General features: G+C 33.4%; 19 protein-coding genes and 2 pseudogenes. 18 read left to right on the forward strand and 3 right to left on the reverse strand.

The window, feature by feature from the left end:
- Positions 1-18 precede the first annotated feature (18 nt).
- From ACFQ3N_RS01740 to ACFQ3N_RS01770, 7 genes and pseudogenes are all read left to right on the forward strand, one after another.
- Positions 19-1212: pseudogene (locus tag ACFQ3N_RS01740) on the forward strand (CDP-glycerol glycerophosphotransferase family protein); the annotation flags it as partial.
- Positions 1213-1316: 104 nt separating this feature from the next.
- Positions 1317-2138: an ABC transporter permease gene (locus tag ACFQ3N_RS01745; protein WP_390358978.1), complete on the forward strand. Its 822-nt coding sequence runs from the start codon at positions 1317-1319 to the stop codon at positions 2136-2138.
- Positions 2139-2153: 15 nt separating this feature from the next.
- Positions 2154-2951 carry a teichoic acids export ABC transporter ATP-binding subunit TagH gene (gene tagH / locus ACFQ3N_RS01750; protein ID WP_390358980.1) on the forward strand — a complete coding sequence of 266 codons (798 nt, stop codon included), beginning with the start codon at positions 2154-2156 and terminating at the stop codon, positions 2949-2951.
- A gap of 199 nt (positions 2952-3150) precedes the next feature.
- Positions 3151-3840: an IspD/TarI family cytidylyltransferase gene (locus tag ACFQ3N_RS01755; protein WP_390358981.1), complete on the forward strand. Its 690-nt coding sequence runs from the start codon at positions 3151-3153 to the stop codon at positions 3838-3840.
- Entirely contained in the window at positions 3840-4580 is a 741-nt protein-coding gene (locus ACFQ3N_RS01760; RefSeq protein ID WP_390358983.1) for an SDR family oxidoreductase, read from the forward strand. The genes ACFQ3N_RS01755 and ACFQ3N_RS01760 overlap by 1 nt, the downstream gene beginning before the upstream one ends.
- A gap of 20 nt (positions 4581-4600) precedes the next feature.
- Positions 4601-5866: a CDP-glycerol glycerophosphotransferase family protein gene (locus ACFQ3N_RS01765; protein ID WP_390358985.1), complete on the forward strand. Its 1266-nt coding sequence runs from the start codon at positions 4601-4603 to the stop codon at positions 5864-5866.
- 25 nt (positions 5867-5891) lie between these two features.
- Entirely contained in the window at positions 5892-7049 is a 1158-nt protein-coding gene (locus ACFQ3N_RS01770; protein ID WP_390358986.1) for a CDP-glycerol glycerophosphotransferase family protein, read from the forward strand.
- A 23-nt stretch (positions 7050-7072) separates the two neighbouring features.
- On the opposite strand, the gene ACFQ3N_RS01775 is transcribed toward ACFQ3N_RS01770, so the two are convergent.
- Positions 7073-7792: a glycerophosphodiester phosphodiesterase gene (locus tag ACFQ3N_RS01775; protein WP_390358988.1), complete on the reverse strand. Its 720-nt coding sequence runs from the start codon at positions 7790-7792 to the stop codon at positions 7073-7075.
- 214 nt (positions 7793-8006) lie between these two features.
- Between ACFQ3N_RS01775 and ACFQ3N_RS01780 the strand changes: the two genes are divergently transcribed.
- On the forward strand, positions 8007-9053 hold the full coding sequence (locus ACFQ3N_RS01780) for a glycosyltransferase family 4 protein (RefSeq protein ID WP_390359756.1): 1047 nt from the start codon (positions 8007-8009) through the stop codon (positions 9051-9053).
- Positions 9054-9097: 44 nt separating this feature from the next.
- Here the strand turns inward: ACFQ3N_RS01780 and ACFQ3N_RS01785 are convergent, their stop codons facing one another.
- A complete protein-coding gene (locus ACFQ3N_RS01785; RefSeq protein WP_390358990.1) occupies positions 9098-10168 on the reverse strand; it encodes an LCP family protein in 1071 nt (356 codons plus the stop codon).
- Positions 10169-10419: 251 nt separating this feature from the next.
- Between ACFQ3N_RS01785 and ACFQ3N_RS01790 the strand changes: the two genes are divergently transcribed.
- On the forward strand, positions 10420-11148 hold the full coding sequence (locus ACFQ3N_RS01790) for a WecB/TagA/CpsF family glycosyltransferase (protein WP_390358992.1): 729 nt from the start codon (positions 10420-10422) through the stop codon (positions 11146-11148).
- A 31-nt stretch (positions 11149-11179) separates the two neighbouring features.
- Here ACFQ3N_RS01790 and ACFQ3N_RS01795 read toward each other — a convergent pair whose 3' ends face one another.
- Positions 11180-12205, reverse strand: a complete 1026-nt coding sequence (locus ACFQ3N_RS01795; protein WP_390358994.1) for an LCP family protein — start codon at positions 12203-12205, stop codon at positions 11180-11182.
- A 204-nt stretch (positions 12206-12409) separates the two neighbouring features.
- Here ACFQ3N_RS01795 and ACFQ3N_RS01800 point away from each other — a divergent pair, with 204 nt between their 5' ends.
- The 9 genes and pseudogenes from ACFQ3N_RS01800 to ACFQ3N_RS01840 all read left to right on the forward strand — a co-directional run bounded on the left by ACFQ3N_RS01800 (position 12410) and on the right by ACFQ3N_RS01840 (position 19087).
- The gene (locus ACFQ3N_RS01800) at positions 12410-12634 is read left to right on the forward strand and encodes a DUF1659 domain-containing protein (protein ID WP_390358996.1); all 225 of its coding nucleotides are present in this window, start codon (positions 12410-12412) and stop codon (positions 12632-12634) included.
- Between the two features lie 40 nt (positions 12635-12674).
- On the forward strand, positions 12675-12890 hold the full coding sequence (locus tag ACFQ3N_RS01805) for a DUF2922 domain-containing protein (protein WP_390358998.1): 216 nt from the start codon (positions 12675-12677) through the stop codon (positions 12888-12890).
- Positions 12891-13000: 110 nt separating this feature from the next.
- A complete protein-coding gene (locus tag ACFQ3N_RS01810) occupies positions 13001-13135 on the forward strand; it encodes a YvrJ family protein (protein WP_390359000.1) in 135 nt (44 codons plus the stop codon).
- A 408-nt stretch (positions 13136-13543) separates the two neighbouring features.
- On the forward strand, positions 13544-15367 hold the full coding sequence (locus ACFQ3N_RS01815) for a polysaccharide biosynthesis protein (protein WP_390359002.1): 1824 nt from the start codon (positions 13544-13546) through the stop codon (positions 15365-15367).
- Between the two features lie 127 nt (positions 15368-15494).
- Positions 15495-16562, forward strand: coding sequence for an O-antigen ligase family protein (locus tag ACFQ3N_RS01820; RefSeq protein WP_390359004.1), 1068 nt, complete (start codon positions 15495-15497; stop codon positions 16560-16562).
- Positions 16563-16597: 35 nt separating this feature from the next.
- Complete coding sequence (locus ACFQ3N_RS01825; RefSeq protein ID WP_390359006.1) at positions 16598-17533, forward strand: Wzz/FepE/Etk N-terminal domain-containing protein; 936 nt, start codon at positions 16598-16600, stop codon at positions 17531-17533.
- Positions 17534-17551: 18 nt separating this feature from the next.
- Positions 17552-18436 (forward strand): annotated as a pseudogene (gene galU / locus ACFQ3N_RS01830) (UTP--glucose-1-phosphate uridylyltransferase GalU).
- Positions 18437-18714: 278 nt separating this feature from the next.
- Positions 18715-18858 (forward strand): type II secretion system protein, encoded by a 144-nt coding sequence (locus ACFQ3N_RS01835; protein ID WP_390359758.1) that lies wholly within the window; start codon positions 18715-18717, stop codon positions 18856-18858.
- A gap of 16 nt (positions 18859-18874) precedes the next feature.
- On the forward strand, positions 18875-19087 hold the full coding sequence (locus ACFQ3N_RS01840; protein ID WP_390359007.1) for a hypothetical protein: 213 nt from the start codon (positions 18875-18877) through the stop codon (positions 19085-19087).
- Positions 19088-19274 lie beyond the last annotated feature (187 nt).

Consider the following 19274-nt stretch of genomic DNA (forward strand, 5'->3'; position numbering starts at 1 on the left):
GGGGTAACACGTTAAATGAAGTTAATTATATCTATTATAAAAAGAGTTAGACAGATAAAATTAGTATCTAAATTTTACAGGTATGCTTTTCGTATCATTGGTTTCTTGCCAGTGGATAAAAAGCTAGTTATTTTTGAAAGTTTTCATGGTAAGCAGTATAGTGATAACCCACGAGCAATCTATGAATATATGCTAGAAAACCGCAAACAATATAAGATGTATTGGAGTGCGGATAGAAGAAATACTAAATTATTTGAAAGCCAAAACGTTAAGTTTATTAGAAGATTTTCTGTTAAATGGCTACTAATGATGCCCAGGGCAGCCTATTGGATAACTAACAGTAGACTCCCTTTATGGTTTCCAAAACCAAAACATACTAAATATATACAAACTTGGCACGGTACACCTTTAAAGAAATTGGGTTCAGATATCGAAGAAGTACTTATGCCTGGCACGGATACGGTTAAATACAAAAAAAATTTTCATTATGAAGCAAGTAAGTGGGATTATTTAGTATCCCCTAATGCGTATTCCACAAAAATATTTAGAAGAGCATTTGGTTTCAAAAAGGATGTAATAGAGTCAGGATATCCAAGAAATGATTTTATTATAAATTCAAATAATGATGTGACAATTACAAACCTAAAAAAGCAGTGCAATATACCTGTTGACAAAAAGATTATTTTATATGCACCTACATGGAGAGACAATCAGTTTTATGCTGTAGGAAAGTATAAATTTGAATTGCAATTGGATTTGGATAAGCTATACACATCATTAGGGGATGAGTATATAATCCTGCTAAGACTTCATTATTTAGTAGCAGAAAATATAGACCTGAATGGGTATGAGGGATTTGTATTTGATTTATCATACCACACTGATATTAGAGAGTTATATTTAATATCTGATATTTTAATTACAGACTATTCATCTGTGTTTTTTGATTATGCAAATTTGAAACGACCTATGCTTTTTTTCGTATATGATATAGAGGATTATCGAGACAATCTACGTGGGTTTTATTTTGACTTTGAAGAAAAAGCCCCTGGTCCATTCGTTAAAAAAACGGAAGATATTATAAATGAAGTCCTAGATATTAATGAAAATGGCTTTCAACCTTCAGCTAAAATTGAGGACTTTTATAAAAGTTTTTGCTATTTAGAAGATGGCAATGCAAGTGAACGAGTTGTTGACGAGGTGTTCAATTAATTGATAAAATATTAGGCTTATTCCTATATGGGTAAGTCTTATTGTTTTTTATGAAAAATGCTTGTATAATTTAAAAGCGTATTATGTATTGAAAGGATATATTTATGAAATCTGCAATCAAAATTGTAAAAGAACAAATAGAACATTTTTATTTAATACGAAGGTTGTCATTGTATGAACTGAAGAGCAAAAACCGAAGTAATTATTTAGGTATGGCATGGGAACTTATAAACCCTTTGATTCAAATCCTAATTTATTGGTTCGTATTTGGTAGTATTCGTCAAAGAAATGACGTAGATATAGCACCAGGAATGGATGCTGTACCATTTATTAATTGGCTATTAGCTGGTTTTATTTTATGGATTTTCTTCTACCAGTCAACTATTCAAGGCTCTAAGTCGATTTATTCCAGGTTGCGGATGCTATCTAAAATGAATTTCCCAATGAGTGTAATACCAAACTTTGTGATTTTTTCACAATTTTATATTCACTTAATTATGCTAACAATTACAATAATTATATTTAACTTTACAGGGTATTATATAAACATTTACTATCTTCAGTTGTTATATTTTATCTTTGCTACTTTTTGTTTGTTATTTGCCATATCACTTATAACTTCCACACTCTCAACTATTATAAGGGATGTGCACATGTTCTTAAATGCGACCCTTAGAATGCTTTTGTATTTATCGCCTATACTGTGGCAAATCACAATATTAGCAGATCCATTACCAACAATATTGAAGGCTAACCCGCTTTACTATTTAATAGAAGGGTACCGGTCGGCATTATTTGGACTTGACTGGTACTTCATAGATCATTGGGAATATACACTATATTTTTGGGGTTTAGTACTTGTATTATTCCTTATCGGATCGATTCTACATGTGAAGTTTAGAAGACACTTCATTGATTACTTATAAAGGCTTGTGATAATGATGGAAAAAGCAATAATAGCTAAAAATGTTACGAAAAAATATAAGTTATATAACGGAACAAAGGAGCGAATATTAGATCTTGTGACTCCAAGGAATTATGGTAAGGATTTTTATGCCCTCACAAACGTTGGCTTTGAGGCTGAAAAAGGAGACGTTGTTGGATTTGTCGGAATAAATGGATCTGGGAAGTCTACCTTGTCTAATATTATTGCTGGTATCGTACCTGAGACTTCAGGCTCCGTAAAGGTTAATGGGCAGGCTTCATTGATTGCTGTTGCTTCTGGGCTTAAAGGAGATTTAACTGGAAGAGATAACATTGAATTAAAATGTTTAATGTTGGGATTCAGTAAAGCGGAAATCAACACACTTGAACCAGGTATTATTGAGTTCTCCGAATTAGGTGAATTTATTGATCAACCTGTTAAATCGTATTCAAGTGGAATGAAGTCACGGTTGGGCTTCGCAATTTCAGTTAACGTTAACCCAGATATATTAATTATTGACGAAGCACTTTCAGTAGGGGACAAAGCCTTTGCTGAAAAAAGTTTAGATAAGATGAGAGAGTTTAAAGAAAAAGGAAAAACAATGATATTTGTGAGTCACTCAATTGGGCAAATGAAGCAATTTTGTGAAAAAATCCTATGGTTGGAGTTTGGCACGGTGAAAGACTTTGGTACAGTTGAAGAGGTAATACCAAAGTATGAGGACTTTTTGAAGCAATATAAGGATATGACCAAAAAGGAAAGAATTAAGTATAAAGAGGATGCACTAAAGAAACGAGAAAAAGTACGAATGTAAACAATGCTGTATTGAAAAAATACTAGGACTATTCTATTGATTATGGAATAGTCTTTTTTATATTTGAAATAGTGATTTTTTTAAACATAAATATTAATAATACGCTATTTTACTGCATAACTTGTCGATAAGTTCATGTATATAATCACTAAGCATAGTAGTATAATGAAACCAATATTTATATATGTGGGGGGTAGTTATGAATAATTATAGCTTTATATTATTATCTGGCGGAATTGGAAAACGCATGCAGGTGAATATTCCTAAACAGTTCCTGTTGTTAGCGGGTAAGCCGATTTTTATTCATGTTCTAGAAAAAGTAGACAATATTGATTCGATAAAAGAAATTATTATTCCATGTCCAACAGAATTCATTTCTAAAACTCAAGATATTATTAACGATTACGGATTCTCTACACCTATTAATTGCATAGAAGGTGGGAAAAGCAGACAGGAATCAGTTTATAATGGATTGCTTGAAGCAGAATACGAACATACAGTTATTCATGAGGCGGTTCGCCCTTTTGTCTCACAGGAAGAATTCAAAACATTAATAAATGCTAAAAATGAAAGCGCTATTTTTGGTATTGACATTCCCTTTACCGTCCTAAAAGGGAAAACAAAAGTAGAAGGTAATCTGGAACGAAACCAGTTAGTCAATGTTCAACTACCTCACAAATATAACGTTATGAAACTTCGGTATGCACACGAATGTGCTCGTGAGGACAAGTTAAACTTCACTGAGGATGCAAGTCTTTATTTTCATTATTATGAATCGAATATTCAAATATTAAAAGGTAATGAGTATAATATTAAGATCACTAGACAGATTGATCGGAAAATTGCAGAGGCTATTTATAAAGAATCTATTTTAATGGAGGATTATTAATGTCAAAAACGTGTATTATCACTGGGGCGAGTCGTGGAATAGGAAGAGCGATTGCGGTTTCGATGAGTATCCGAGATGACATTTCCAACTTTGTTTTAATCTCTAGAACAGAGTCGGGACTAGAGGAAACAGCTAAACAGATGAATTCTGAAAAACATATAACTTATTTTGCTTTGGATCTAACACATTATGAAGCAGTTAAGGATCTGGTACACGAAATTGGTTTGGAATATGGTACGATAGATATGCTTATTAATGTTGCAGGGTATGCTAATCCTAAATCTATTCTGGAAACGTCTATCAAGGATTGGGATAAAACCTATCAGATAAATGTACACTCGATTTTTAATATTACAAAGGAAACTGTTAAATTCATGAAAATAACAGGTGGAAAAATCTTGAATGTAGCTTCTACTGCGGGTGGTTCGGCACGACCCGGTTGGTTAGCATATGCTTCATCAAAGGCCGCTATCATTAACATGTCCCAAACGTTATCAGAAGAATTATCTGAATATGGTATATTAGTGTATTGTATTTCCCCTGGGAGGTGTGCTACTGAATTGAGAAAAGTATTAGCTCCTGATGAGGATCCAAATACTATTATGCAGCCTGAACATGTAGGGGAAGTTGTAGGCCAATTATTATCTGATAACGGAGTATGTTTGGATGGGCAGAACATTGTCGTGCGAAAACAGGTAAAGAAAAACCAAAAGAAGCAGCCTTCTAAACAAACAACATAATATAAGTAAGAGGCGATCCTATGAGTAGTGAACAAGTGGATATTCTAATAGTAATTCTGTTAATCTTAATTTTAATTTCTGTTAATGCCTCACTAATTAAAAAGATTAGATTAATAAGTAAACGTACATTGGTAGTAATAATACATTTTTTGTCAAAGCTAGTTCCAAAGTCTAGCAAACTTGTAGTATTTGGCGGAGAAAATGGACAAGGCTTTCGTGGGAATTCAAAATATTTGTTTTTACAAATGGTGGAAGATGAAAAGCTTAAATGTGTATGGATATCAAGAAATAATCAAGTTGTTAAAGATTTGGTAAACAAGGGATATACAGCATATAAACTTCACTCTTTAAAAGGTATTTATGCTCAATTACGTGCTAAATTAGTCATTCATTCTCATTCTATTAATGATGATTTTAGCAAATCGTTTTTAGGAGGAGCTATTTCATATAATACATGGCATGGTGTGGGTTTGAAAAAAGTATGGGGAGCTAATAAAAGTACTTTTTCCTATAAAATATTACATGAAAAAAACCTTTTGAAGCATTTCTTTGGAAAGTTTGTTGTTAAAACAAACCAAGCTAAAATTAATTATGTTGTTTCTACGAGTGAAGATGTATCCTCCTACTACCCAGAAACGTTTATAGTACCTAAAGAAAATATATTAGAGCTAGGGCAAGCTAGAAATGATGTGTTTTTTAAAAATACAAATGAAGATTTGGCTATTCCAGAGTGGATAAGAAACGGAAAAATTATTATGTATATGCCTACACATCGAAAATTTGGTAAGCTCGAAACAGATATTAATCTGTTGTTTGACTTTCAGAAGTTAAACAAATTATGTTCCGACACTGGTTTTAATTTTTTGGTGAAACGCCATATGTATAGTAGTGGACAAGTTCCAACTACATATGAGCATATTATAGATATTAGTGAAGAATCTTATGATCCTCAGTTATTATTAAAATACACGGATATGTTAGTGACCGATTATTCCAGTTGCTATACAGATTACTTATTATTGAATAGACCTGTGCTGTTTTATAGTTATGATTTGGATGTCTATTTGCAAAAATCTAATGAGATGTACTTTAGTTACTTTGATGTAACGCCTGGGCCAAAAGTGAAAGAATTTGCTGAGCTACTTCAGGGGATAGAAAATTTAATGGAAGAACCGAATTTATATGAGGAAGAAAGAAAACGTGTGTTAGATGTTTTTTACTCTGCAGAGAATCAAAAGGAAGTACTAGAAAAACAGGTGAATTACATTTATAATCATTTTCTTTAAATTTAATAGAAAGGTAGGTAAAATGATGAAGAAATTAAAGCTAATACCTACTTTACTAGTAAAATATCTATTAATTATTTCATATAGTTTGTTTTGTTTAGTTTTTAAAATAAACCCAAATAAAGTTACGTTTGCATCCTATCGGTCCAATACTATTAAGGATAACCTGGCTTATGTTAATGAAGAAATTGTTCGAAATTATCCATCCTATAACCGTTGTTATATTTTTAAGAAGTTTAATAGTACATTATTAGGAAAGGTTAGTTACATTATTCATATGATAAAGGCATGCTTTCATTTAGCATCATCTCGTTATTTTATAATTGATGATTACTATTTTCCTATTTATGTAATAAAACCAAGACGGGGAATGGATGTTATTCAATTATGGCACAGTGCTGGAGCGCTCAAGAAGTTTGGCTTAAGTACAGTTGGAAAACCGTTTGGACCTAGCCACGCTTATTTAAATCATGTAAACATTCATGGGAACTATACAAAGGCATATGTAAGTTCAAGTGAAGTCATTCCGTTTTTTGCAGAGGCATTTGGGATGCAAAAAGAAAAAATTTATCCATTAGGAATACCAAGGACAGATTATTTTTTTGATGAAGGAACTATTGAAGAATTATACTTAAGTTTCTATGAAGCCTACCCAGAACTCAAAGATAAAAAACTATTATTATATGCACCAACATTCCGTGGGAAGAGCCACTATCAGGAATCATTTAAATTACCGTTTGACGTAAAGTATATGAGCGCTAACTTGAAAGACGAATATGCATTATTGATTCACTTACATCCTTATATGCAGTCTGAACTAGAAATAGATGCAGATGGCTTTACATACCTTATTCATAATACATACACGATTCAAGAATTTCTAGCATTAGCAGACATATTGGTCACAGATTATTCCACTGTTTTCTTTGATTACAGTTTGCTTAATAAACCAATGATATTTTATCCATATGATTTAAAACAATATAGGCGGGAACGTGACTTTTACTATTCTTATGAAGATATAATTCCTGGGCCGATTGTTACAAATACAGAATTATTGGTTAAAGTTATTAGTGAAAGTTCTTTTGAAAAGCGTGAAATTAATCGGTTCAGGGATCGTTTTTTTGATTATCAAGATGGTAAGGCATCGGAGCGAATTGTTGAACATATCTTTGAACAGTAAAAAGCCTTTTTAGAGAAGGCTTTTTACTGTTGTACAAATAAGGTTGGATTATTTGAGAATACCCCATCCACTCCATAACCTATTAATTCTTCATATCTTTCGTTATTATTCACAGTATATGGGAAAACTTTATAGCCTAGAGCTTTACAGTTTTCTACAAAAGCTTTGTTCGTATAGACATTGTTTGGATGAATACTACTAATTCTTAAGCCACTGTCTCTTGCATACTCCCATGTATTTATTATTCGATAATAAAACAGCATCCCCAGTTCCATATCTGGTGCAATTTCCTGTACTTTCTTTAGTGCGATATGATCAAAAGAAGAGATAATTATATGATCTAAGCGATTATGGTATTCCAGGCGATTTATTAGAATTTTTTCAATTCCATCATAGATTACCGGGATGTTCTTAATTTCAATATTTAATAAAACCTCAGAAGGACAAATTTCTAGTACTTCTTCTAGTGTTGGAAGGGTTACTCCCATAAATTTATCACTAAAAGATGATCCTACTTCTATTTGTTTTATTTCATCTAATGTAAAATCCCTAATCAGTCCATCAACATTCTTATTAAATCGGGAAAGTCTGTGATCATGACAAACCACCAGATAATTATCTTTAGTTAATTGCACGTCTAATTCAAGTGCTCTTGCACCATGTCCAAGCGCTTTTTTAAATGCAGGTATCGTGTTTTCGGGAGCTTCTGTAAGCGACCCTCGGTGGGCGAAGTTTAAAACCAAATGACATTCACTCCTATATAAACGTTTTAGATAATTAGATAATAACATATATCCAACTTTATTTACTGTCAGCTAGAATTTTTTTAATAAATAAGAGGATGCTAACTTTAGGCGGTAAATTAGTATTGGAGAGTTTTGTTCAAAACATTTACAATGGTTTAAGTAGTATAAGCGTAAGTAGAACATAAGGAAATGAGGTGGCTAAGTGTTAAATATAGTTATTTTAGCCTTTTTGACATTATTAATTTCATTAATCATTACTCCGGTAGTTATAAAATATGCTAAAAAATTAAATGCGACAGACAAACCAAATAACCGAAAAGTACATACAGATCCAATTCCGACTTTAGGCGGATTAGCCATTTTCATTAGTTTCCTTATTGGGTTGCTGATTCTACAGCCATCAAGTGAGTATCATTTAGCTATTGTTTGCGGGGCGTTTCTAATTATTACGCTTGGTTTAATGGATGACTTATTTGATTTATCAGCTAAATTAAAGTTTCTAATACAAATAGCTGCTGCTGTATTGGTCGTTTTTTGGGGTGGATTACAAGTTGAATTTATTAACTTGCCATTCGGTGGACAATTGCAATTTGGTTTTTTAAGTACACTTGTAACCGTTCTGTGGATAGTAGGGATTACAAATGCTATTAACTTAATTGATGGGCTGGATGGGCTTGCTGCAGGTGTATCGTCCATTGCCTTATTTACCATTATCGGAATGGCTGTCATTATTGGGGACGTATATGTAACGACAATTGCATTAATATTACTATTCAGTACACTAGGATTCTTACGTTATAATTTTTATCCTGCCAAAATATTTATGGGTGATACAGGGGCGTTATTCTTAGGGTACATGATCTCTGTTCTGGCACTGCTTGGGTTTAAAAATGTAACGATTATTTCATTTGTTATTCCTATCTTTATTTTGGGAGTACCCATATCGGATACATTAATTGCAATCGTACGCAGATATATTAACAAACAACCATTATCAAGTCCTGATAGTTCCCACCTGCACCATCGCTTAGTAAAGTCTGGATTCTCACATAAACAAACCGTGTTATTTATTTACACGTTAAGCGCTATGTTTAGTGTAGCTGCTATATTATTTTCCATGACAACTATTTGGGGATCCATTGTGATTCTTGCGATTTCTTTATTTGCGGTACAGATTTTGATTGAAAACTTGGAAATGATAAATAGTGACTATAAACCAATAACAAAATTTGTTAAAGGTCTTAGGCAAAAATCATAACTAAAAAGCTGCTAACCCTGAAAATGGGGTTGGCAGCTTTAATTTTAGTAAGAGTTATTATCGTTATTTGGAGAAGAAGTGGTTGTTTGACTCGAGTTATTGGAATCACTAGCAACACTTGATTCGTCTTCAATTTCTAAATGACTTTTTAATAAGCTTTTTGTCTCACTTAGTGCAACTTCATCTAATTGATAGTAGTACGTATTACCAGGCTGGTAATCATACCCTTCAAGTGTATGTGTTTCGAAGTCTAGATTGCTACTACTTGATCCATACGATACAAAGCTTTTCATTTCATCGAATGTCATGTTTGTTGTCATGTTATCACCGACAGCATCAATTATATTATCATATTTGAATACAGAACCAAGCGAAATTGACTTTTTCACAACAGACTTAATAATTTCCTGTTGCCTTTTTCCACGTTCAATATCATTATCTAACTTTCTGGTTCTTGCTAAGGCAAGCGCTTCTTCACCATTTAGATCCTGTTCGCCAGGTAATAAATGAATAGCTCCAGCTACGTCTTCTGAATTTTGTTCATATAATTCGTATGGTACTTCCACATTTATTCCATTTATAGCATCGACTACATCAATAAAGGCGTCAAAATTAACTTTTACATGATAGTCAACTGGTATATCCAATAGATTTTCTACTGTCTCAACTGTTGCATCAGTTCCGCCATATGAATGAGCGTGATTGATTTTTGTCTCGTAGCCTACTTCTGGAATATAAACATAAGAGTCACGAGGAATGCTTACCATATTTACACTGTTTTCTTCCTTGTTTAATGTGGCAAGGATTAGCGTATCGGAGAGCGCATTACCTTCATTACCTCGTGTCTCACTTTCGTCTACTCCCATTATTAGAATGGAAACATTATCTTCTGTTGGATCAACTTTTTCTTCACGTAAATCAGATTTTTCGCGACCATCATCTTCATATGATTCCGAAAAGACTGAGTCAGCTTTAGTATATAAATATGCAGCATAGGATGCTACCGAAAGAAATGCAATTAAAATTGGAATCAATATAAATAAGACAATCCGTTTTTTCTTACGTTTTTTACTTTTCCTTACAATGCGTGAGTTTGGTGTTTCATTATCAGACATAAATATTCCCCTTTATTTTAAATCGTTGTTATTAATCTATTAAAAATGAATTGGATATATGAAAAATCAACATTTAATGATATCATATTTTCGATGATACGTTTTAAAAGCACTAATCTTAATTTTACTATGAATAGGCACTTTCGTACATTAAAATTTTATTACATTTTATAAAAAATAGTAGTCACATAATAATTAGACGAATGAGTTACTAAAAAGTTTCAGTCATTAGAAAGAGGTTACAACATATTATGGATATAAAAAATACCGTTACTATTATGGATATAACGTTTTTGAATGTAACAAAGAAAGATTTTTTATATGATGAACTCTTCCCGCGGCTGAACAGACAACAAAAGAGTTTTGTTGTGACAGCCAATCCCGAGATTGTTATGAAAGCAAGAGAAGATCATGGGTATAAGCAAGCTGTACAATCAGCAGATTATATTGTACCAGACGGAGCGGGGATCCTTCTTGCAGCAAAATATAAAAAAGAGCCACTGCAAGAGAGGATTCCTGGATATGAACTAATGCTTGATCTATTGAAGCATGCTAATGACGAAGGTCTTCGATGTTATTTCTTAGGTGCAAAAGACAATGTAATTAACAAAACTATAGTTGAAGTGGAACAACAATACCCAAATATTACAATTGCTGGTTCGCATCATGGTTTTTTTGATATTCATGATTCTAGTATTGCTGAAAATATAAAAGCACAAAACCCTGATATTGTTTTCGTAGCGCTAGGATTACCTCGTCAGGAAGAATGGATTGCAAAGCATAGTAATAAATTTCCGAAAGGATTATTTATGGGAGTAGGCGGAAGCTTTGATGTGATTGCTGGAGAGGTACAACGCGCTCCAGAAAAATGGATTAAATTAAACTTAGAATGGTTATATCGTTTGCTAAAACAGCCACTCCGCTTTAAACGAATTTTGAAAGTTTTTGAATTCATGTTGAGGATTATAGTTAAAAAATAACGGAGCTGGTTCCTTTATGGAACTAGCTTTATTAATATGGTGTATCTTCCTCAGCACCATCGGCAAAGTCAGAGGCTTCATTTATAGTATTGGGTAAACTTAAATGTTCACGCAACTCTGTTTGAACTTGACTTCTACTATATTCGTCTACTTCAAAATACCAGAGGTCATCCTCCTTGAACTTGCCATCGCCAATAAGGTTAACAGTTTCTATATTTACATTTGTATCCAAGCCATAGGATAAAAAGCTTTTCATTTCATTAAAAGTTAGATTTGTATTCATGTTTGCACCGACTGCATCGATCACCTCCTCTAATTTAAAGATGGAGGAAGCGGATGTTGCTTTCTTTGCAATTGTTTTAATGATTTCCTGCTGCCTTTCTCCTCGCTCAATGTCACTATCATATTTTCTTGTGCGAGCTAATGCCAATGCTTCCTCACCAGTTAAGTTTTGCGCACCAGGGTACAGATGAATGGCATTTTCTGTGTCGTCCGAATTCATTTCCTGCATTTCATAAGGAACATCATACGTAATCCCGCCCAACGAATCAACCACATCGATAAACGCATCAAAATTGACACGTACAAAATAATCTACAGGAACATGAAAGAATTCTTCCACTGTTTCAATCGTGGCTTTGGGACCACCATAAAAATGAGCATGATTAATTTTCGTGAAGTATCCGATCTCCGGCACGTAAACGTAAGAATCTCGAGGGATACTTAATAGCTTAACGGAGCTTTTTTCCTTATTAAAAGTGGCTAGTAATAAAGCATCAGAACGACTACCATCCTCATAATCCCTAATTTCACTATTATCAATTCCAATAAAAAGAACAGAGACATTGTCTTCCACAGGGTCTACTGGATCTACACCCTCCTCACGTAGTTGTGATATTTCATTATCTCGACCAACTTCCTGGTGGGAATCAGTTACAATATCTTCGGTTTTATTATAGAGGTTTAAGGTATATCCAACTCCTATAGATAGGAAGAAAAGTAAAGTGAATCCAGTGTATAAGAATAATTTCTTTTTAGAATAATTTCGTTTAATCATAGGACTATCTCCTCATAAATCTCGTTGTATTTATCTTACAGAAAAGTTGAGTGATTGTGTAGTAGATAGGATAAATGTTCTTACATTTATAATCGAATTGACTTTTAAGTTAGGTACATTAAATAAATATCATAAAAAATATAAACATACATGCCCCCAAGTCCATCTCCCGTTCGATTGTAGTTGTGAGAGGAGGTGGGAAGCATGGCAGTAGCAGATAAAATAAATTCAACACTACGTTTAGTTCTTTATGATGGTGAAGATATGGAAACTGGTAAGCCCATCTACAAAACAAAGAGCTTTAACAATGTAAAAACAGACGCAATTGCTGATCAATTGTTACCGATCGCAGAAGCAGTTGCAAGTTTGCAAGAACGCCCATTATTCAACGTTCAACGTAACGACAGTTCCGAACTTAGGGAGGCTTAATGAATCGGAGTCAAAATAAACGAGGAAGGGAGGATAAATCATGAAAAGGTTAGAGCTTAAATTCCTGAACGAGCTTGGTAAAATTGTCACGTATTCACTCGACAAGCCGATCGAACCAGTTGATCCGATAGCAGTAAATACTGCGATGGATGAAATTATCACACAAAACGCATTCACATCATCAGGCGGAGATCTATTACAAAAGCATAGCGCACGAGTAGTTGAGCGTAATGTGGTAGATGTGGAATTGGCGTAACACGGCATCTTTATAAAAGAGAAAATAGTTTGTTTGCAGAACACGACCAGTGGATGTACCACTGGTCTGTTTTGGTAAAGGAGTATTAATAACCGAGAGGAGGTTACACAGTGGAAACATGGGTATCTTTTGTGACAGAAGTCGGCTTCCCGATTGTGGTGACGTTTTATTTGCTGCACCGGATTGAGGGTAAACTCAACGATCTCATAGAATCCATTCATGCCTTGCCTGAGAAGATGCAGTAAACATATATAATGAAGAGGCAGTTCATAGTGTGCCTCTTCAATTAATATAGTATTATGGTAGAAGATTTTTATCACGCTGATATCTATAGTATTAGAGATATAAATATGGAACCTATATAGACGAAAATAAACGTACAAAGCAAATGCATTTAATATTTCCGTTATTTGTTAGATTTTATAGGGTTATTTTCATTCTTAGATTATGGTATAATTTAAAAATAATAAATGAAACAACATAATATGACTATATTCTACAAAAGTCACTAAAAACGTGACCATGATTCTTGTAATATATAAAAGGGATATTTACAAATAGATATACACTTAGTAATATTGTACTATATATATGCACTCGGGGTAATCCCCGTTTTTTTGCGCTATTACACCATAAAGAAAGGAGCTGCCGTTGTGACATATAGATTGAGAATGACTCTATTAATACTGCTTGATTCACTGATTGTAACTTTTGCAATATTTGCTGCATCATGGGTTGTGTACCCGAATATATCCATTATAACTATGCCTGCATTAGTAATAAGTTCAGTCGCACTGCTATTCTTTCATCATTTTTATGCTATGATTTTTAAGTTATACAATAAAGTATGGGCGTATGCTAGTGTCGGAGAACTAACTATAATAGTGAAAGCTGTCACATTTTCAGTTATTTCAGCTGGAATTGTTCAATACATAGTTAATGACTTTACCATATTCAGACGAGCGCTGGTTGTAACATGGATGTTACATGTGATTCTTATTGGCGGATCGCGTTTTATGTGGCGAATATTCAGGGATCGTTACATTTCATCAAGTATTGAAAAAAAACGCACACTCATCATTGGAGCAGGTTCAGCAGGTACTATGATAGCTCGGCAATTAAAAAACAATCATAATGATACAGAGTTATTACCAGTTGCATTTGTAGATGATGATTTTAGCAAACAAAAAATGCACATCTATAATATACCCGTTTTAGGTAGGGTGAAACATATACCATCAATAGTTGAAAAACATGATATAGAGCATATAGTTATAGCCATCCCCTCTTTGCGGAACGGAGCTTTAAATAAAATCGTTGTTGAAAGTAACAAAACTGGAGTCAAGGTACAAATGATTCCAAAAATTGAGGACATCATGACTGGGAAGATATCTGTTAGTCAGTTAAGAAATGTAGAAGTGGAGGATTTACTCGGGAGGGAGCCGGTTGAATTAGATATTGATAAGATATCGGAGTACGTAACTAAAAATACTGTTTTAGTTACGGGGGCTGGTGGCTCTATAGGCTCAGAACTATGCAGACAGTTACTTCGCTTTAGCCCAAGTAAGATTATTCTAGTTGGACATGGAGAATATAGCATTTATAAAATCGATATGGAACTTCGTGAGAAATATAAAAATGATGATATAGAAATTATCCCAGTAATAGGGGATGTTCAGGATCGACATCGAATGTATGAAGTAGTTGAAACATATAAACCATCTGTTATTTACCATGCTGCTGCACATAAACATGTACCACTAATGGAATATAATCCCCGCGAAGCAGTGAAAAATAATATACTTGGAACGAAAAATGTCGCAGAAGCAGCTAGCACTCTTGGAGTAAATACATTCGTATTAGTCTCATCGGATAAGGCGGTTAACCCAACAAATGTAATGGGTGCTACAAAACGAGTTGCAGAAATGGTCATACAAGGTTTAGCGCAACACAGTAAAACTAAATACGTCGCCGTTCGATTTGGGAATGTATTAGGTAGCCGTGGTAGTGTAATTCCGTTATTTAAAAAGCAAATTGAGCGAGGTGGGCCAATCACGATCACTGATCCGGATATGACACGTTATTTTATGACCATTCCGGAGGCTTCAAGATTAGTAATTCAAGCAGGCACGCTTGCACGTGGTGGCGAAATCTTTGTTCTTGATATGGGAGAACCGGTGAAGATTGTTGATCTAGCAAAAAACCTTATTAAATTATCTGGTTTCACAGAAGAAGAGATCCAAATAGAATTTACTGGAATGCGACCTGGTGAAAAAATGTATGAAGAACTACTTGGCGTAAACGAAGTACATCCTAAAGAAGTGTTCGATAAGATTTATATCGGAAAGACAAGAAATGTTGATACTAGCGTCGTAGAAACTATTGCTAATGGCTTCCAAGATGTTTCCGTAGAGGAATTAAAAATACAACTCTTAAATGCAGCGAATCTTGAGCATAAAGAATTAATAACGAATTAAAATTATAGTCTGGAGCACAAATTAAATGAACAAGGGTTATAAAGGACTATTCATAAAGTATATAATTAATATGGTAATAATGATTTGTGTTTTTATTATGGGTATGCAATTTACAGAGCATTACTTCATGGAGAAAGATGCGCTTATATACCCAACTATAATATTGGCTGTTACTAGCATATATTACTTTTTAATTAATAGACAATTATTAGTAAATAGACATACTATACTAGTTACTGTTTTATCAACAATTTTCTTTGTCTTTTATATCATAAATATAAACACTGAAATTGATATAAAGATAGATTATTTGGTATATCTAGCAATCACCTTTCTGTTGTTCTTGTTTATTAGTATTTCAAAAAGTAGTTTATTTATATATCCGCTGTGGACTATTTTCGTCTTTCTGTTCTCAAATATATTATTCTTACCACGATTATTATCAGTAGGAGAATTTACTAATGCTAATTCAACAGGAATAATTGCATTTTTATTGCTGTTCTTTTGTTTTATAACAATAAAAGATTCCAATTATCTATTAAAAACAATTAATATATATACGATTTTAATGCTTATAGTGGTTCTGTTTACAGCAACTTCAAGGACCGCGCAGTTAGCATTTATTATTGTATTAATAACTTATTTGATATTATTTAAGTTAAATAAATATGTCTTTGTTATGGTCACTTTGCTTATAGTATTTAGTATTTCTTTTGTATTTTTCTATACTCTATCAAATGAAACACCAGTTGGTAATAAACTTACTGAATTAAGTAGAGAATACACAGGGAAGAATTTTTATTCTGGAAGGGATCGAATTTGGAATGACGCGTTTGAAGAGGTTACAAATTCAAATGACACCTTAACTGGACTGGGTAATAATATTCAATACGAAGCATTCAGTGGTTATCTTCATAATTTATATGTGCAATTATTTTATCAAGCAGGGATAATAGGACTAGCATTGATGGTGAGTCTTTTACTAGTAATAACATATATAGCTCAGAAAGCAAGCTATCAAACCAATGATCATTATTTTAAAATATTGACAAGCTTCTTTATTGCTATATTAGTAATGCAAATTTTTGAGGGGCATTTGATATATAAGTTTTCCATAATATCAATATTATGTTGGGTTATTATTTCGTTATTTGTTAATAAATCACTTAAATTAATTGTAGAGAATGGAAATTAAATGTATGCAAGAGCATATAATCAGGGGTGAATGACTTGGAAGAGGAAATCAGTTTAAGAGAGATTATTGAAAAGTTATGGAAAGGCAAATGGATTATAGTAGGAATAGCAGTTGCTGCGTTATTAATTAGTTTTGTTTATAGTTTTCTTATTGCAGATCCAGTTTATAAAGGTGATGCAAATGTAACTGTTCACAATGTTGCATCTGTGCCAGAAAATGTCCAGCCGTATATAAACGAAATGACTAAACCAGAAATTTTTGTACAGACAATGAAATCGAGCACTGTTTTGGAAAAAGTTATTCAAAAAGAAAACTTAGATTTAACTGTTAATCAACTACAATCTAAAATAAACGTTGAACTACCTTCTGAAGAAACAAATTCATTTATCTCTATTTCGATGGAAGGTACAGATAAAGAACAAATAAAATCTACTATTGATAGTACTATCTCAATAACTAGAGACGAATTAGGAAATGATATTCAATCTAGACTAACGATGTTAGAAGAAGAATATCAAGCCCAAATGGAAGTAGAAGATAAGCAAATCACAGAAGCTGTAGAAGCATTTAACGATCTTGGTGCAGGTGATGGATTACCAACATTAATTTTATTCCAACAAAACGCTTCTGGTAGTGAGTATGTGTTGGAAGCAGATCAAGACTTATTAAATGAACTTAATGATTTAGATAAGTCTGAGCAAGTTAAATATGAAAAACTTAATAAAAAAATTGATGACACAACGTCTTTATATAATTTTTATAGTAATAAATATGATGAGGTAAGAAGTATTAGTACGATGAACATTGTTGATATAAGTACGAATGTCCTATCTGATACATTTGTACCTGATAGTCCAATATCTCCTAATAAAACGTTGAATCTTGCAATATCACTAGTGTTAGGATTAATGGTCGGATTATTTGTGGTTTTTGTTAGAGAGTACTTCAAAGATGGAATTAATCAAAAATAAAAGATTGGAGGGCTTAAAATGAGAACAGTAAAAAAGACAATCATCCCAGCAGCGGGTCTAGGTACAAGATTCCTACCAGCCACAAAAGCCATGCCAAAAGAAATGTTGCCAATTGTAGATAAGCCCACCATTAAATACATTGTAGAGTAAGCATTTGAATCAGACATTGAAGATATTATTATCGTTACAGGTAAAGGGAAACGCACCAAAGAGGATCACTTAGATCACAATTTCGAATTAGAAGATAACCTGATGAAAAAGGAAAAATTTGACCTGCTTGATAAAGTGAACTATGCATCTAACGTCGATATTCATTTCATACGCCAAAAAGAACCAAAAGGACTTGGGCATGCGGTTTGGTTTGCACGTAAGTTTATTGGTAATGAACCCTTTGCCGTTTTGTTAGGTGATGATATTGTACAAGGGGAAACACCTTGCTTAAGGCAATTAATTCAACAATATGAAGAAACACAAAGTTCCATTGTCGGTGTTCAACAGGTTCCTGATGATCAAACACATCGTTACGGTATTGTAGACCCTAATACGATTGAAGGCAGACGTTATCAAGTCAATAACTTTGTGGAGAAGCCTAAACAAGGTACAGCTCCTTCTAATTTAGCTATTATGGGGCGATATATTTTCAACCCGGAAATATTCACCTTTTTAGATAAGCATGAAATCGGTGCTGGTGGTGAGATTCAGCTAACAGATGCGATTCAGAAATTGAATGAGTTGCAGAACGTGTATGCTTATGACTTTGAAGGTAAGCGATATGATGTTGGGGAGAAGTTAGGGTTTGTTAAGACAACAATTGATCTGGCTTTGGAGAATGATGAGATTAAGGATGAGTTGTTTCATTATCTTACGGAAAAGATAGAAGAAGGCAAGTTAAAAGTTAAATAAACACTGTATTCTTATTCAAACAGCATTAAAGCACTAGGTGATGTCTCCTTACCTCTGTCAACGGATGCACTCGATCATGCTGTGGGTTTAAAAAATTTGAACCTTAGACACGAGTTGTCAATAGTGTTGTGTGAGGTGGGGTTAGATGCCCTGTTAATTTTCAATTATGATTTTGATTTTAGTTATGTAAATATTTACCAGAATCCACATAAGAAATTATCTTTGATGATTTAGTATTACTATATCAGGGTTGTGGGGGGTATTTAGTTATATTCAGAATTGATAAAAGGAAAACGAATGGCAATGAAAAAGGGTTTACTTTAATAGAATTGCTAGCTGTATTTGCTATATTGGGTATCATTATAGCTATAGCTGTTCCATCTATCGGTAACATTATAGAGGATTCAAAAAGAAGCTTGTAATGCAAATAGCAAAATGTTGGAGAAAATGTATGAAGCAGATTTAACCTTAAGAAGTATGGGGCATTCTGAGGCTCTCTTTTCGCATTTCGCTGAGATTTCTCATGGGAATATGCATCCTGAACATGGAAGTTTTATATATATAGATGGAAAAGTGCGATGCAATATTCATCCTAGTGAAGGGGAAAATTTAGAGGAAGAGGACGAAGACGGTGGTGTGCCGTTTTTATAGATAGTTGTTTTATTTGAATGGGATTAGATGGTTTCTATGGAGTGGCTTTTTGGGTTATGCTTTATCAATAGCTCCCATTACAACCTATATGTTAGAGGTATTCATTTTTTTGGTTTAAATTTTATAAATGATTGAATGGACAATCGGAACTGACTATCGTAGTTAGATAGAACGCTAGAAACCTTAC

The organism is Virgibacillus byunsanensis, assembly GCF_042675965.1.
Lineage (GTDB): Bacteria > Bacillota > Bacilli > Bacillales > Amphibacillaceae > Virgibacillus_R > Virgibacillus_R byunsanensis.